Source organism: Nocardia alba NBRC 108234 (genome assembly GCF_001612665.1).
In the GTDB taxonomy this organism is placed as follows: domain Bacteria; phylum Actinomycetota; class Actinomycetes; order Mycobacteriales; family Mycobacteriaceae; genus Nocardia; species Nocardia alba.
The window spans coordinates 31309-45706 of record NZ_BDAX01000019.1; the positions used below are offsets into that span (position 1 = coordinate 31309).

The 14398-nt window shown below is 66.9% G+C and carries 15 protein-coding genes; 10 read left to right on the top strand and 5 right to left on the bottom strand.

Annotated elements, in window-relative coordinates; genetic code table 11:
- Positions 1-55: 55 nt before the first annotated feature.
- Complete coding sequence (locus tag NA12_RS21095) at positions 56-637, bottom strand: TetR/AcrR family transcriptional regulator (RefSeq protein WP_067453994.1); 582 nt, start codon at positions 635-637, stop codon at positions 56-58.
- 99 nt (positions 638-736) lie between these two features.
- Here NA12_RS21095 and NA12_RS21100 point away from each other — a divergent pair, with 99 nt between their 5' ends.
- From NA12_RS21100 to NA12_RS21105, 3 genes are all read left to right on the top strand, one after another.
- Positions 737-1915: an FAD-dependent oxidoreductase gene (locus NA12_RS21100; RefSeq protein ID WP_067453997.1), complete on the top strand. Its 1179-nt coding sequence runs from the start codon at positions 737-739 to the stop codon at positions 1913-1915.
- Between the two features lie 105 nt (positions 1916-2020).
- A complete protein-coding gene (locus tag NA12_RS33200) occupies positions 2021-2260 on the top strand; it encodes a type II toxin-antitoxin system Phd/YefM family antitoxin (RefSeq protein ID WP_084472972.1) in 240 nt (79 codons plus the stop codon).
- Complete coding sequence (locus NA12_RS21105) at positions 2257-2646, top strand: type II toxin-antitoxin system death-on-curing family toxin (protein ID WP_207905571.1); 390 nt, start codon at positions 2257-2259, stop codon at positions 2644-2646. The genes NA12_RS33200 and NA12_RS21105 overlap by 4 nt, the downstream gene beginning before the upstream one ends.
- A 124-nt stretch (positions 2647-2770) precedes the next feature.
- Here NA12_RS21105 and NA12_RS21110 read toward each other — a convergent pair whose 3' ends face one another.
- Entirely contained in the window at positions 2771-4414 is a 1644-nt protein-coding gene (locus NA12_RS21110) for an acyl-CoA synthetase (RefSeq protein ID WP_067454000.1), read from the bottom strand.
- A gap of 61 nt (positions 4415-4475) precedes the next feature.
- Here NA12_RS21110 and NA12_RS21115 point away from each other — a divergent pair, with 61 nt between their 5' ends.
- Positions 4476-5258, top strand: coding sequence for a crotonase/enoyl-CoA hydratase family protein (locus NA12_RS21115; protein WP_067454003.1), 783 nt, complete (start codon positions 4476-4478; stop codon positions 5256-5258).
- 250 nt (positions 5259-5508) lie between these two features.
- Here the strand turns inward: NA12_RS21115 and NA12_RS21120 are convergent, their stop codons facing one another.
- Positions 5509-5925: a VOC family protein gene (locus NA12_RS21120; protein ID WP_067454007.1), complete on the bottom strand. Its 417-nt coding sequence runs from the start codon at positions 5923-5925 to the stop codon at positions 5509-5511.
- Between the two features lie 138 nt (positions 5926-6063).
- On the opposite strand from NA12_RS21120, the gene NA12_RS21125 reads away from it, so the two are divergent.
- Positions 6064-7062, top strand: a complete 999-nt coding sequence (locus NA12_RS21125; RefSeq protein ID WP_067454010.1) for a sigma-70 family RNA polymerase sigma factor — start codon at positions 6064-6066, stop codon at positions 7060-7062.
- A 13-nt stretch (positions 7063-7075) separates the two neighbouring features.
- On the opposite strand, the gene NA12_RS21130 is transcribed toward NA12_RS21125, so the two are convergent.
- On the bottom strand, positions 7076-8611 hold the full coding sequence (locus NA12_RS21130) for an acyl-CoA synthetase (RefSeq protein ID WP_067454013.1): 1536 nt from the start codon (positions 8609-8611) through the stop codon (positions 7076-7078).
- Positions 8612-8632: 21 nt separating this feature from the next.
- Entirely contained in the window at positions 8633-9670 is a 1038-nt protein-coding gene (locus NA12_RS21135; RefSeq protein ID WP_067454017.1) for an LLM class F420-dependent oxidoreductase, read from the bottom strand.
- Positions 9671-9730: 60 nt separating this feature from the next.
- Here NA12_RS21135 and NA12_RS21140 point away from each other — a divergent pair, with 60 nt between their 5' ends.
- Genes NA12_RS21140 through NA12_RS21160 form a run of 5 tightly spaced genes read left to right on the top strand, consistent with a single transcriptional unit; the run spans position 9731 to position 14201 of the window.
- A complete protein-coding gene (locus NA12_RS21140; protein WP_067454020.1) occupies positions 9731-10696 on the top strand; it encodes a Zn-ribbon domain-containing OB-fold protein in 966 nt (321 codons plus the stop codon).
- A 46-nt stretch (positions 10697-10742) separates the two neighbouring features.
- Positions 10743-11738 (top strand): thiolase family protein, encoded by a 996-nt coding sequence (locus NA12_RS21145; RefSeq protein ID WP_067454624.1) that lies wholly within the window; start codon positions 10743-10745, stop codon positions 11736-11738.
- Positions 11735-12904, top strand: a complete 1170-nt coding sequence (locus NA12_RS21150; protein WP_067454023.1) for a thiolase family protein — start codon at positions 11735-11737, stop codon at positions 12902-12904. The genes NA12_RS21145 and NA12_RS21150 overlap by 4 nt, the downstream gene beginning before the upstream one ends.
- A complete protein-coding gene (locus tag NA12_RS21155) occupies positions 12901-13791 on the top strand; it encodes a TIGR03619 family F420-dependent LLM class oxidoreductase (protein ID WP_067454026.1) in 891 nt (296 codons plus the stop codon). The genes NA12_RS21150 and NA12_RS21155 overlap by 4 nt, the downstream gene beginning before the upstream one ends.
- Positions 13788-14201, top strand: a complete 414-nt coding sequence (locus NA12_RS21160) for a nuclear transport factor 2 family protein (RefSeq protein ID WP_067454029.1) — start codon at positions 13788-13790, stop codon at positions 14199-14201. Before NA12_RS21155 ends, NA12_RS21160 begins: the two co-directional genes overlap by 4 nt.
- The last annotated feature ends 197 nt before the right edge of the window (positions 14202-14398 follow it).

The following is a 14398-nucleotide window of genomic DNA, read 5'->3' on the forward strand; positions in this document are numbered from 1 at the left end:
TTTCATCCGTGCGGGCCTGTCTGCGTTGGTGCGGTGGTGCCTCAGCGAAGAATGATCACTCGTTGCCGGCATTCGAGGTCAGGTACCGCTGCAAGGTGGGGGCGAGGTCGGCAACGATCTGTCGCGAAGTCAGCGCGACTACCGGCGGCAATCGCAGGACATAGCGGCACAGAGCCAAGCCGAGAAGCTGGGTGACGATCAGGGCGGCCCGCCGGGGGGCGTCGGCGGGGGTGCCGAAGCGCAGGACCGCGGGCAGGACCTGGTCGGCGAAGATCTCGCGGAAGCGGGCAGCGACCGCCTCGTCGGTGATCGAGGAGCGCAGCAGGATCAGCAGGACCGTGTGGTCGTTGCCCTCCCAGATCTCGAGAAAGCGGCGGATCATCAACTCGCCCATGGTGTTCGGGTCGGCCGCACTCAGATCGGGGAGGTCGAGGTCGATCTGGGCGGCGGCGGCGAACAGTCCGTCCTTGCTGCCGAAATAGCGCATCACCATCGAGGGGTCGATATCGGCGTCGGCGGCGATCGCGCGGATGGTGGCCTTGGCATAGCCGTCGGTGGCGAAGCGGGCACGGGCCGCGGTGAGGATGGCAGCCTTCGTCGCATCCGAGCGACGGGCGGGAGTCTGCTGGTCCGGCATGTCAACGATTGTAGGCCAACGGTTGTTGACTTTCACGGGCGGCCGGGTTTACCGTTATGCCTACAAGCGTTGGCAAACAAACGTTGACCAGGAGTCGAAATGGCCGTCATCCCGCTGCCCGAAGCCACCTCCGTTGTCATCGTCGGCGCGGGGCCCACGGGGCTCACCGCCGCGATCGTGCTCGCCGAAGCCGGGGTCGACCATGTGCTCATCGATCGACTCCACGAGGGCGCCAACACTTCCCGGGCCGCGGTGGTGCACGCCAGGACGCTCGAGGTACTCGACGGGCTCGGTATCGCGAGCACGCTCGTCGAACGCGGCATCGAGGTGCCCACCTTCAAGCTGCGCGACGGCGCGAAGACGTTGGCCACCATCGAGTTCGGCGATCTCCCCACCGCGTTCCCCTACGCGCTGATGGTGCCGCAGGAGGTCACCGAGCAGGTGCTGCTCGATCGACTGCACGCGCTGGGCGGCGCGGTACACCGGCCGCTCACTGTCACCCGGGTCGCCGAGGAAAACAACACCGTGACAGTCGAATACACCGATGAACACGATCGGCGAGGCACGATCAGCGCCGACTACGTCATCGGCGCCGACGGCATGCACAGTGTCGTGCGCGAGCAAGCGGGCATCGGCTTCACCGGTGATACCTACCCCACCTCGTTCGTTCTCGCCGATGTCGGCATGAGTTGGCCGACCCCGCGCACCGAAGTCTCCCTGCACCTGTCCCCCGAGGGCATCACGGTCGTCGCTCCACTGCCCGACGACGCCGGCGTCCGCTACCGCGTGGTCGCCACCGTCGACGACGCCCCCGCACACCCCACTGTCGACGATGTAGCGGCCCTGCTGAACACGCGCGGCCCCGGCGGCGATATCCGCGTCGACAAGGTCTTGTGGAGCTCCCGCTTCCGCGTCCACCACCGGGTAGCCGACCACTACCGCGCGGGCCGCGTCCTCTTGGCGGGCGACGCCGCCCACGTCCACAGCCCCGCAGGCGGCCAGGGCATGAACACCGGCATCCAGGATGCCGCCCTACTCGCCACGCTGCTGACGAAAGTCACTGCGGGCGAACCAGATTCAGTGCTCGATTCCTACGAGACCGTGCGGAGGCCGATCGCCCTCGATGTCGTGGCGTTCACCGACCGCATGACCAGGATGGCGACCGTGCAGTCCGGCGTGGTCCGCGCCGCGCGCAACACCGCCGCTCGCCTACTCGGTCGCGTCCCCGCCGTCCGCGACAAACTCGCCTACCAACTGTCCGAACTCGGCAATCACTGACGACACCCACCACAGCCCGCGCGCTCGATCACCGTTTCGCTCTGGGCACGCCAGCCCGTACCGACAATTCGTACGAAAAAACGGCAAAGATGTACAATTCACGGCATGGCTGCAGCCCCCTCTCCTGAGAACTGGGAGCTCCCGGTAAGTGAAGCCAGGGAGCGTCTCGCCGAAGTGATCGCGGCCGCCGAAGGCGGCACCGTCGTGCACTTGACCCGCCATGGCCGCCGCGTGGCGGCCGTGGTGCCGGACTCGATGGCCGAGACAGCGAACAGTCAAGTCCGCGCACTATCGCGACAATTCGCCGAGCGTCATAGGAGCCTGCTCGACAGGCTCGCCGAGTGAACGAGGCGGAGATCTACTACCTCACGGTCGCCGACCTGCGAGCGATCGCCGAGGATGTGGCAGGGCAGTACGTCGTACGCGACGCGGGACTGCTCGCGTCGGCGGCCGCACGCCCGGCGACCACGGTGTTCGGCACCGACGCCTACCCGGGTCTCTGGGAGAAGTCCGCAGCGCTGCTGCATTCGATCGCGGCCAACTACCCACTCGTCGACGGCAACAAGCGCCTTGCCATCGCGGGCGCGATCGTGTTTCTCGCCTACAACGGCATCGACACGAGCTCCCTCGACGAAGACCTCACATATGACCTCATGATCGACGTCGCCAGTGGCGCGGTGGTCGATGTTCCCGAGATCGCATCCCGTCTCGCTACCGCATTGAAGCACTGAGCCGGCGCTGACCGATTCGCCTGACCACGACGGGCGACTGATCGAGGGGTTCTCACCGGCGATTCCGAACACGACGAAGGCCCGCCCGGCGACGTTGCCGGGCGGACCTTCGTGTCGGCGGGTCCTACGCCGAGCCCGCTTCCGCGTGCTCGTCGGCGGGCCGCTCATCGGTCTGCGACTTGGCCCAGCGGTAGTCCGGCTTGCCCGCGGGCGAGCGCTTGATCTCGTCGACGAACCACAGGCTGCGCGGCTGCTTGTACGACGCGATCTCCTGTGCCAGTACCGGTTTCAGGTCGGCCAGGGTGGGGCGGTTCGCGCCGCGACACTGGACCACGGCGACCACTCGCTGGCCCCAGCGAGCGTCATCGACACCGACAACCAGCGCGTCGAAGATCTCGGGGTGCGCCTTGAGGGCGCCCTCCACCTCTTCGGGGTAGATCTTCTCGCCACCGCTGTTGATGCTCACCGAACCACGGCCGAGCATCGTGACCGAGCCGTCCTCCTCGACGCGGGCGTAGTCACCGGGGATCGCGAAACGCACCCCGTTGAACTCCTTGAACGTCGCGGCCGACTTGACCTCGTCCTTGTAGTAGCCGAGCGGGATGTGCCCGCTGCGCGCCAGCAGACCGACGACGCCGGAACCCGGTTCGACCGGATTGCCCTCCTCGTCGAGCACCTGGGTGGCCGCGTCGATCTTCACCCGGGGACCACCGGTGTGGGTGGCACCCTTGGCGACCAGCGAAAGCCCACCGAAGCCGGTTTCCGAGGAGCCGATGGAGTCGGAGATCATCCGGTTGGGCAGCACCTCGAGGAACTTGTCCTTGAGCGAGGGCGAGAACAGCGCCGCGCTGCTGGCCAGCACATACAGGGTCGAAAGATCATAGGGCTCACCGGTTTCCGGGTTGCCTTCGGCGAGCGCGTCGAGCATCGGGCGCGCCATCGCGTCACCGGTGATGAAGATCAGGTTGATGCCGTGCTTGTCGACGGCCTGCCAGACCCCGTGCCCGCTGAACTCGGGAATCATCACGGCCTTGCCACCGCCGAACAGGCTGTGGAAGGTGGCCCACTGCGAGCCGCCGTGGATCATCGGCGGGATCGGGAAGCGCACCATCTGCGGGTTGGCCGCGCCGATTTTGGCCAGCTCCCATTCGTCCTTGGTGTACTCGCCGGTGACGAAGTTGATGCCGGCGCCGAGCACCCGCCAGACATCCTCGTGCCGCCACATCACGCCCTTGGGCAGACCCGTGGTGCCGCCGGTGTAGAGCATGTAGATGTCGTCGGGCGAGCGCTCCCCGAAGTCACGTTCACCCGACGCGCCTGCCAACGCCGCCTCGTACTCCACGGTGTCGACTCCGGTGGGGCCGTCGGTGCCGTCGTCGACGACGATCACCGTTTTCAGGCCGGGCACCTTGTCGCGCACCGCCGCCACCTTGTCGGTGTAGCGGCGCTCGTGGATCAGCGCGACCATGTCGGAGTTGTCGAAGATGTGCAGTAACTCGTTCTCGATGTAGCGGAAGTTGACGTTGATCATCACCGCCCGCGCCTTGAAAACGGCCACCATCGCCTCGACGGCCTCGACGGTGTTCCTGGAATAGATTCCGACTTTGTCGCCGGGACGCACACCCTGTTCCAGCAGGTAGTGGGCCAACTTGTTGGCCCGCTCCTCCAGTTCGGCGTAGGTCGACTCTCGATGTTCGCCGACCAGCACGATCCGGTCGGGCATCAAGTCGACGGCATGTTCGACGAGATCGGCTATGTTGTAGCTCACAAGGACAAAAATAGAACGTGTTACTGTTTCTGACAAGACTCAACTTGTCAGGAGTACGAAAATGGCCCACTGCCTGGTCGAGAAGCGCGACCATGTCCTCATCGTCACCATGAATCGCCCGGAGGCGCGCAACGCCCTGTCCGGCGAGATGATGGCGATCATGCGCGACGCCTGGGACCAGGTGGACAGCGATCCCGATATCCGCGTCGCGATCCTCACCGGTGCCGGCGGGGCCTTCTGCGCCGGAATGGATTTGAAGGCGATGAGCTCGCAGCATCCCGGCGACACCGCTGCCTCCGGCAGCTGGGACCCCGCCTACCTCCCCGCGCTGCTGAAGGGCCGGCGACTGGCCAAGCCCCTGATCGCGGCCGTCGAGGGCGCGGCTATCGCGGGTGGCACCGAGATCCTGCAGGGCACCGACCTGCGCGTGGCCGGGGAAAGCGCCAAGTTCGGTGTCTCCGAGGCCCGCTGGGGCCTGTTCCCGCTCGGCGGTTCCGCAGTGCGGCTGGCCCGCCAGATCCCGTACACGGTGGCCGCCGACCTGCTGCTCACCGGTCGCCACATCACCGCCGCCGAGGCCAAGGAGATCGGCCTGATCGGACACGTAGTCCCCGACGGAACCGCCCTCGACAAGGCCTTGGCGCTCGCCGCCCAGATCGCCGACAACGGCCCACTCGCCGTCCAAGCAATGCTGCGCACCCTGCGCGAAACCGAGGCCATGCCGGAAAACGAGGCCTTCCCCATCGAGGCGAAAATCGGCATCGAGGTCTTCAGATCAGCCGACGCCAAAGAAGGCCCAAAAGCCTTCGCAGAAAAGCGCAAGCCGAACTTCACCGGCTCCTAACCCCGTGAACCCGAACCCGCCGTGACCGCACTCCCAACCCCCCACGACCCGACCTCGAGGAGGGTCCGCCGCGCAGCGGCGTAGCGGCCCGGCCGCGAGTCAGCCGCCGTTGCGTCCGCGGCGAAGCCGCCAGCAACGGTGGCTGACTCGCGGCCCCCCAGGGGCCGCGCTCGAGCGCGCCAGCGCTCCAAAAACACAGCGTCAAACCACCTGGGACTACTACACCCCGGTCCCTACACACACCCGAACCTCATGCCCCCGGGTAATCCATGTAGAACGGCTCCCACTGATGCCCATCCGGATCGATGAACGTCCGACCGTGCATCCCCACCTGAGCCTCCTGCGCACGCTTATCGTCATTGGTCTCCTCGGTAGCACCCGCCGCAACAGCAGCATCGGTCAACACATCCACCTCCTCAGCACTGCCCAACGACAGCGCATACCCCGCAGCCGCGGTGTTGATGGTGTCGGCGATCGGCCGCGTACTGAAGGTCGAGAAGAACGGCTTGGTCAGCAGCATCAGGCAGATGTTGTCGTCGATGACGATGCACGACGCGTTCTGATCGGTGAAGTCCTCGTTCACCTTCCAGCCGAGCGCCTCGTAGAAGGCTTTGGAGCGGTCGAGGTCGGCGACTGGCAGGTTGACGAAGATCATCTTGTTGCTCATGGGATCGGCCTTTCGGGCGTCGTTGCGGTCTCGAACATGTAGACGTGGCGGTCGACGCGGATTCATCGCATCCCGTGAAATCGCGATAGTCCGTTTTCGCCCCTGTCGACTGTCGGACCCCTGTGGCATCGTGAAACTATGACCGACGCCACAACCGCCACCACCGGCCCCGATCCCGCTGTCCTGGCCGAATTCGAGACGCATCGGCGCGAGTTGTGCGCGTATGCCTACCGCATGCTCGGTTCCTCGTTCGAGGCCGAAGACGCCGTGCAGGAAACATTCACCCGCGCCTGGCGCTCCTACGATTCCTTCGAGGGCCGCGCGAGTCTGCGCTCGTGGCTCTACAAGATCGCCACCAATATCTGTCTGGACATGCTCGACCGTCCACAGAGTCGCGCCAGACCGATGGATCTCAACGGGCCGGGCCGCCCGGATTCACCACTGCCGATGCCACAGCCCGATTATGTGTGGATCGAACCGATCCCGAACGGGCTGGCCTTCGGCGCCGATCCGGCCGAGCACGCTTCCACCCGGGATACGCTGCGGCTGGCCTTCGTCGCGGCCTGCCAGCACCTGCCCGCCACCCAGCGCGCGATCCTGATCATGCGTGAGGTGCTTCGCTTCTCCGCGGGTGAGACCGCCGAGGCGCTGATGATGTCGCCCGCGTCGGTGAACAGCGCGCTCCAGCGGGCCAGGGCCACCATGTCCAAAGTGCAGCCGACCGTGTCCGACAGTTTCGACGAGACCGATCCCGGTCAGCGTAAACTCATCGACGATTTCGTCACGGCGTTCGAGGCCTACGACATGGACGCGCTCACCACGCTGCTCAAAGCCGATGTGGCGCTGTCGATGCCGCCGTTCGATCTCTGGATCTCGGGCCCGGAGAACGTGGCCGCGTTCATGCTCAGCACGGGCAGCGCGTGCCGCAATTCGCGGATGGTGCCGCTGGTCGGCGCCAACGGTTCGCCCGCCTTCGGCCATTACAAGCCGAGCGAGGAACCCGGCGTCTGGGTGCCGTGGTCGATCACGGTGCTCGAACTGGAGGGCGACACGATCGCCGGCCTCAACTTCTTCCTCGACACCCAGCGCCTGTTCCCGCTCTTCGGGCTCGAACCGCAGTGGCGCGAGCCCGTCTGAGCGGCAAGGGTTTTCACAGCAGGCGGCGCTTGTACAGCTTTCCGTTGGGATCGCGGGGCAGCTCCGCGCGGTATTCCACCGTGCGGGGCAGCTTGTACTTGGCGAGCTGACCGGCGGCGAATTCGAGGATGTCGGCGGTGAGTTCGTCGTCGCCCTCGATGCCCTCGACCGGCTGCACGAAGGCCTTCACCTGCTGACCCCAATCCGGGTCGGGTACACCGAGAACCGCCACATCGGCGATCTTCGGGTGGCTCATCAGCACGCCTTCGATCTCGGCCGGGTAGATGTTCACCCCGCCCGAGAGGATGAGGTCCGAGCGTCGATCGCAGAGGAACAGGTAGCCGTCGGCGTCGAAGTAGCCGATGTCGCCGACGGTGAACATCTCACCGACGCGCGACTCCTCGGTCTTCTCCTTGGCCTTGTGGTATTCGAAGCTGGACGCGCCCATCTTCATGTAGATCAGGCCCTCTTTGCCCGCGGGCAGTTCGGTGCCGTCCTGCTCGTCGAGCACCTTCACCACCGACCACGGCCACGACTTGCCCACCGAGCCCGGCTTCTCCAGCCATTCGGCGCCGCTGATCACCGTGCCGCCGCCCTCGGTCGCGGCGTAGTACTCGGTGACGACCGGCCCCCACCACTCGAGCATGCGTCGCTTGGTGTCCGGCGGGCACGGCGCCGCACCGTGGATCATGCTGCGCAACGAGGACATGTCGTAGCGGGCCCGCACCTCGTCGGGCAGGGCCAGCAGCCGGTTGAACTGCGTCGGCACCATGTGGCTGTGGGTGACCTTGTACTTCTCGATCAGCGCGAGCATGCCCTCGGCGTCCCAGCGATCCATCAGCACGAGCTTGTGCCCCATCTGGATCGAGATCGTCGAGTTGTTCAGCACGGCCGTGTGATAGAGCGGCGAGCCGCAGATGTGCACGTGATCGTCGTAGGGACCGAGGCCGAACAGACTGAAGTAGGCCTGATTCGCCGCGGGCACGACATCGGGATCGGCACCGGTCAGTGGGCGGCGAACGCCCTTGGGCCGACCGGTCGTGCCCGAGGTGTAGAGCATCGGCGCGCCGATGGACCGCTCGTCGGGGCGACCGGTGTCGGCGGCGCCGAGCCACGACACCGGCCGGAACCCGGGGATCGTGCCCGCCGAGAAGCGGACATCGGCGGACAGTTCCGCGAGGTCGGCGGCCTCGGCCGCGGTGTCGGCGAACCGTTCACTGGCCAGGAACGCCGAGGCCTCGCTGTCGCCGAGGATGTAGGCGATCTCCGGCGCGGTGAGGTGCCAGTTCACCGCGACGATGTAGAAACCGGACTGGTAGGCGGCGAAGTACGCGGCGATCGCCTCGACCCCGTTGTGCAGCATGCTGACCACCACGTCGCCGGTGCGCAATCCGATGCCGCGTAGTCCGTTGGCGTAACGGTTGGCGAGAGTGGCCAATTCTCGATAGCTGACCTCCCTACCGTCCGGGTCGACGAGGGCGATGCGTTCGGGATCGGCCTCGGCGATATTCCACAGTCCGAGGACTTCCGTTGTCTGCTGGCTGCTCACCCTTCGAATCTAGAACGTGTTCTACATGGCGGCAAGGGGTTGGAGCCTACGCATTTGTTCGGCATCGGAGACCGAGATCAGCATCATCGTCACGCCCGCGTCCTCCCATTCCTTCAACCGGGAGCGCACATGGGCCTCGTCGCCGAAGATCGCGGTGTCGGTGATCAGCTCGTCGGGCACCGCCGCCGCGGCCTCGGCCTTGCGCCCCGCCTGGAACAGCGCGGAGATCTCGTCCACCTCGGCGCCGTAGCCCATCCGCTTGTACACCTGGGCGTGGAAGTTCAGCTCGGGCGCGCCCATGCCGCCGATGTAGAGAGCGCTCACCCAGCGCATCCGCTCGATCTCCGCCGCCGGATCGTCGGTGATCACCACCTGCGCGCTGGCCGCGATCTCGAAATCGTCGCGCGAACGGCGCGCGCCCGACCGCGCGAAGCCCTCGTCGAGCCACTCGTTGTACATCCCGGCCAGTCGGGGTGCGTAGTAGATCGCGAGCCAGCCGTCGGCGATCTCAGCGGTCTGCGCGACGTTCTTGGGACCCTCCGCACCCAGCCAGATCGGCAGCTCAGCGCGCAGCGGATGCACGATCGGCTTGAGTGGCTTGCCGAGCCCGGTCGCGCCGGGGCCGGTGTACGGAAGTCCGTAGTGCTGACCGTCCGAGGTCACCGGAGCCTCGCGGGCCAGTACCTTGCGCACGATGTCGACGTACTCGCGCGTGCGTCGCAGCGGCTGCGCGAACGGCTGCCCGTACCAGCCCTCCACCACCTGCGGACCGGAGACGCCGAGGCCGAGAATGGCCCGGCCGCCGCTGAGGTGATCCAGCGTGAGCGCGTGCATCGCCGCCGCCGCGGGGGTACGCGCCGACAACTGAGCGACGGAGGTGCCCAGGCGCACGCGCTCGGTGGACGACCCCCACCAGGCCAGCGGGGTGAAGGCGTCCGAGCCCCACGATTCGGCGGCGAACACCGCGTCGAAGCCCGTCTCCTCGGCCGCGATCACCAACTCGCCCGCGTTGACGGGCGGCTGCGCGCCCCAGTATCCGAGCTGAAGTCCGAATTTCATGATCGGCGCCCTTTCGGCGAATGCTTGCGAGCAGAATAAGAACCTGTTCTACTCGATATCGTGACCCAGGGGAATACCGCAGTGGAAGTATTGAGTGCACCCCTGAGGGTGCGATTCGACTACACCAGGTCCGTCGGACCCATCATCGGCGCCTTTCTGACCGGACTGCGCGAACGCCGGATACTCGGCGCGCGCGGCAGCGACGGGCGAATACTCGTGCCACCGCCAGAATACGATCCACACACCAGCGCGGCGCTGGCCGAACTGGTCGAGGTGGCGGCGACCGGCACCGTCACGTCCTGGACGTGGGTGTCCGAGCCATTGCCCGGCCAGCCCTTCGACCGCCCGTTCGCGTGGGGGCTGATCCAGCTCGACGGCGCCGACACCGCCCTGCTGCACGCCCTCGACGTGACCGATCCCGGACAACTCAGCACCGGAATGCGGGTCAGTGCCCGCTGGGCCGACGAGCGCACCGGCCGCATCCAGGACATCGCCTACTTCGAACCGGGCGAGGCCACCAGCCCCGCCGACTATTCCGAACAAGCGCCGATCACCATCCTGACCACGCCCGTCGACCTCGACTACAAGCACACCGCCTCTCCGCAGGAGAGCGTCTACCTGCGCGGGCTGGCCGAGGGCAAGCTCATCGGCGGCCGTTCCGAAGCGGGCGGGCGGGTGTACTTCCCGCCGCGCGGCGCCAATCCGACCGACGGCAAACCCACCGACGACCTGGTCGAGCTGCCCGACAAGGGCACGGTGACCACGTTCTGCATCGTCAATGTGCCGTTCCTCGGCCAGCGGATCAAGCCTCCGTACGTGGCCGCCTACGTGCTCCTCGACGGCGCCGACATCCCGGTCCTGCACCTGATCCTCGGCTGCGAGGCCGACGAGGTGCGGATGGGTATGCAGGTCGAGGCGGTGTGGAAACCCCGCGAGGAGTGGGGCCACACGCTGGCCAATATCGACCACTTCCGGCCCACCGGGGAGCCAGACGCTCCCTACGAGTCCTACCAGCACCACCTCTAGAGAGGCGACGTTGACCACATCAGCATCCTCCGGCAGCGACGCGAGCCTGCCCGAGATCGCGGTGGTGGGCTTCGCCCACGCACCACATGTCCCCGAAACCTTCGGCACCACCAACGGTGTCGAGATGCTCGTGCCGTGCTTCCAGCAGCTCTACGCCGAGCTCGGCATCACCAAGGCCGATATCGACTTCTGGTGCTCGGGGTCCTCCGACTTCCTCGCCGGTCGCGCGTTCTCGTTCATCTCGGCGATCGACGCGATCGGCGCCGTTCCCCCGATCAACGAGTCGCACGTGGAGATGGACGCCGCGTGGGCGCTCTACGAAGCGTGGGTGAAACTGCGTTCCGGCCAGGCGCAGACCGCACTCGTGTACGGCTTCGGCAAGTCGTCGGCCGGCACGCTGCGCCAGGTGCTGACCATGCAGCTCGACCCCTACCTGGTCGCGCCGCTGTGGCCCGACGCGGTCTCGATCGCCGGCTTGCAGGCGCGTGCCGGTCTGGATTCGGGCCGGTGGACCGAGCAGGACATGGCGGCCGTCGCGGGCGGTGACCTCGGCGCGCCCTACGTGGCCGACCCGCTGCGCGCCCACGACATCGCGCCGATCACCGACGGCGCGGCCGCGATCGTGCTCGCGGTCGGCGATCGCGCGCGCGAGCTCTGCGAGCGGCCCGCGTGGATCACTGGAATCGCGCACAACATCGACGCCCAGGCACTGGGCGGTCGCGATCTGACCCGCTCCCCCTCCACCACCAAGGCGGCCGCGGCGGCGACCGGCGGCAACACCAGCTTCGACGTCGCCGAACTGCACGCGCCGTTCAGCCACCAGCAGCTGATTCTCGCCGAGGCGATCGGGCTGTCCGCGGACACCCGCATCAACCCCTCCGGCGGCGCCCTCGCCGCGAACCCGATGTTCGCGGCGGGTCTCGAACGAATCGGCAACGCAGCCAAAGCCATCATGTCCGGCTCCGCGAACCGGACCCTCGCTCATGCGACCAGCGGCCCTGCGCTGCAACAGAATCTGGTCGCCGTCATGGAGGTCCAGTGAGCTTCCCCGCCGCGGTGCTCGGCACCGGCCAAACTCATCACGTGACAAAACGTACGGACGTGTCCATGGCGGGCATGTGCCGCGAGGCCATCGATCGCGCACTCGATGACGCGGGTCTGACCATCGCCGATATCGACGCTGTCGTCGTCGGCAAGGCCCCCGACTACTTCGAGGGCGTCATGATGCCCGAGCTGTACATGGCCGAGGCGCTCGGCGCGGCGGGCAAGCCGTTGATCCGCGTGCACACCGCGGGCTCGGTCGGTGGTTCCACCGGCGTCGTCGCCGCCAACCTGGTGCAGGGTGGGGTGCACAAGCGCGTCCTCGCCATCGCCTGGGAGAAGCAGTCGGAGTCGAATGCCATGTGGGCGTTGTCGATTCCGGTGCCGTTCACCATGCCGGTCGGCGCGGGCGCGGGCGGGTACTTCGCGCCGCATGTGCGCTCCTACATCCGGCGCTCGAACGCGCCGCTGCACATCGGCGCGATGGTGGCGGTGAAGGATCGACGCAACGGCGCGAAGAACCCACTCGCGCACCTGCATCAGCCCGACATCACCCTCGAGTCGGTGCTGGCGTCCCAGATGCTTTGGGACCCGATCCGTTTCGATGAGACCTGCCCGTCCTCCGACGGCGCGTGCGCGGTGGTGATCGGCGATGCCGAGGCCGCCGCGGCAGTCGAAGCCGAAGGTAAGAAGGTCGCCTGGGTACACGGCACCGCGATGCGGACCGAACCGACCACCTTCGCCGGTCGCGACCAGGTGAACCCGCGGGCGGGCCGCGACGCCGCCGCCGCCCTGTGGGAGTCGGCGGGGATCACCGACCCGCTGGACGAGATCGATGTGGCCGAGATCTATGTGCCGTTCTCCTGGTTCGAGCCGATGTGGCTCGAGAATCTCGGCTTCGCGGCGGAGGGCGACGGCTGGAAACTCACCGACAAGGGCGAGACCGAGATCGGTGGACGTATTCCGGTGAACCCATCGGGCGGCGTCCTCTCGTCCAACCCGATCGGCGCCTCCGGCCTGATCCGCTTCGCCGAGGCGGCCAAGCAGGTGATGGGACGCGCGGGCGCGTACCAGGTGCCGAACGCGCGCAAGGCGCTCGGCCACGCGTACGGCGGCGGTTCCCAGTACTTCTCGATGTGGGTCGTGGGAAGCGAGCGTCCGGCATGAAATTCACCCTCGGTGTCGCACTGAGCCCCTTGGACCAGCTCACCGAGCTGGCCAAGACGGCCGAAGAATGCGGGTTCACCTCCATCGGCCTGCCCGACTCGCTGTTCTATATGAAGTCGCAGGCCGCCGACTACCCGTACACCCCCGACGGCAGCCGCTTCTGGGGCCCGGAGACACCGTGGGTGGATCCACTGATCGCCGCCGCGTCCATGGCGGCGGTCACCACGAAGCTGCGGTTCTACACCAATGTCCTCAAGCTCGGTTCGCGCAATCCGCTGCTGTTGGCCCGCCAGGTCGGCTCGATCGCCAACATGTCCGGCAATCGCTTCGGCTTCGGTGTGGGAATCGGCTGGGCGCCAGAGGAATTCGAGTGGTGTGGTGTTCCGTATGCCCGCCGTGGCGCCAGGGTCGACGAGATGATCGAGATCATCAAGCTGGTCCTGGACGGCGGGATGGTCGAATTCCACGGCGAGTTCTTCGATTTCGACCAGCTGCAGATCAGTCCGGCGCCGAGCGAGCGGGTGCCGTTCTACATCGGCGGACACACCGGTCCGGCGCTACGCCGGGCCGCCCGTATCGGTGACGGCTGGACCTCGGCGATGATGAAGTTCGACGACCTCGTCACCACCATCGGCACGCTGGGCGACCTGCGTGCCGAATACGGCCGGTCCGAGCAACCCTTCGAGATCCAGTCCGTCTGCATCGACAAGTTCGGCCGCGACGGCTACCAGGACCTCGCCGACGCGGGCGTCACCGACAACATCGTGGTGCCGTGGCTGTCCGACGGTATCGGTTTCGACGGCGAGCTGGCAGCCAAGCAGGACTCGCTGCGCAAGTTCGCCGAGAAGTACATCGCCGACCCCATCATCGCGAAGGCGCACGCATGACCACCATCGAACGCACCGCCCGTGCCGCGGGCCTGGCATCCCAGGCCGCCGTCAAAGCGAAGGACCGCGCAGCCTGGGTCGCCCTGTTCGCCGAGGACGGAATCGTCGAAGATCCCGTCGGCCCTTCGGGTTTCGATCCCGACGGCGTCGGCCACCGTGGCCACGAGGCCATCGGCGCCTTCTGGGACAAGGCCATCGCCCTCACCGATTCCATCGAATTCCGCTTCGAGGACTCGTTCGCCTGCGGAAATGAAATCGCCTTCACCGGCCTGATCCGCACCACCATGGCAGGCCACGTCATCGACGCGGAGGGCGTATTCACCTACAAGGTCGATGCCGAAGGCAAGATAGCCGCGTTACGCGCCTTCTGGGAAGTAGACCGCGCAATGGCAACAACCCGCCCGAAATAATGACCCCACCCCGCAAAAACCAGCAATGGCCGGCCAGCCGAACAACGACCCCCGACCCCTAGGGAGGGGCGGCCACGCAGTGGCCGGTCGCGGCCGGCCCGCCGGTCAGGCGCCGGGGCAAAGCGACGAAGGAGCAAGCCCCGGCGCCTGACCGGCGGGCCATTCAGGGCCGCGACCTCGAGCGCGCCAGCGCTCCA

Coding starts and splice junctions, on each gene's coding strand:
- NA12_RS21095 (WP_067453994.1), bottom strand. CDS start 637: ATGCCGGACCAGCAGACTCCCGCCCGTCGCTCGGATGCGACGAAGGCT.
- NA12_RS21100 (WP_067453997.1), top strand. CDS start 737: ATGGCCGTCATCCCGCTGCCCGAAGCCACCTCCGTTGTCATCGTCGGC.
- NA12_RS33200 (WP_084472972.1), top strand. CDS start 2,021: ATGGCTGCAGCCCCCTCTCCTGAGAACTGGGAGCTCCCGGTAAGTGAA.
- NA12_RS21115 (WP_067454003.1), top strand. CDS start 4,476: ATGGCCCACTGCCTGGTCGAGAAGCGCGACCATGTCCTCATCGTCACC.
- NA12_RS21120 (WP_067454007.1), bottom strand. CDS start 5,925: ATGAGCAACAAGATGATCTTCGTCAACCTGCCAGTCGCCGACCTCGAC.
- NA12_RS21125 (WP_067454010.1), top strand. CDS start 6,064: ATGACCGACGCCACAACCGCCACCACCGGCCCCGATCCCGCTGTCCTG.
- NA12_RS21135 (WP_067454017.1), bottom strand. CDS start 9,670: ATGAAATTCGGACTTCAGCTCGGATACTGGGGCGCGCAGCCGCCCGTC.
- NA12_RS21155 (WP_067454026.1), top strand. CDS start 12,901: ATGAAATTCACCCTCGGTGTCGCACTGAGCCCCTTGGACCAGCTCACC.
- NA12_RS21160 (WP_067454029.1), top strand. CDS start 13,788: ATGACCACCATCGAACGCACCGCCCGTGCCGCGGGCCTGGCATCCCAG.